2 protein-coding genes are annotated in these 577 nt (G+C 63.6%); both read left to right on the plus strand.

Features of this window, described 5'->3' with window-relative positions; all coding sequences use genetic code 11:
• The coding region (locus ACWTU8_RS32010; RefSeq protein ID WP_455851277.1) for a multicopper oxidase domain-containing protein at nt 1–290 on the plus strand (290 nt) is incomplete at its 5' end.
• Nucleotides 291–296: 6 nt separating this feature from the next.
• On the plus strand, nt 297–577 hold a 281-nt coding region (locus ACWTU8_RS32015), incomplete at its 3' end, for a YqaA family protein (protein ID WP_455851278.1).

The following is a 577-nucleotide window of genomic DNA, read 5'->3' on the forward strand; positions in this document are numbered from 1 at the left end:
ACGTCGTCGCCAAGGCTGGTCAGGTCGAACTCTGGGAGATCGTCAACGCGGCGGACATGGATCATCCGTTCCATGTGCATGGCACACAGTTCCAGGTGGTCGAGCACGAACGCGGCGGCACCACATCAAAGCCGGCCTATCGCGCCTGGAAAGACACCGTCAATGTCGCGCGCGGGGAGACGGTGCGGCTGCTGCTGCGGCAGGACCGGCCGGGGCCGAGGATGTATCACTGCCACATCCTCGAGCATGAGCAACTCGGCATGATGGGCATTGTCGACGTGCGGGCATAGTCCGGCGTGGTGGCGCTCTATGGCGCATTGTTCATCAGCGCCTTCCTTGCCGCAACCGTCCTGCCGATTTCGTCGGAGGCGGTGCTGGCTGGCCTTGTCGTCTCCGGCCGCGGTGACCCTTGGCTGCTCCTTATGTTGGCGACAATCGGAAACACGCTCGGCTCCGTGATGAACTGGGTTCTGGGGCGTGGCATTGACGGGCTCCGCAACAGCCGCTGGTTTCCAGTCACCGCGGACCGCTATGAGCAGGCACGCCGAACCTTCAGGCGCTTTGGCGAATGGACGCT

The sequence above is a fragment of the Mesorhizobium sp. BHbdii genome, from assembly GCF_053848045.1.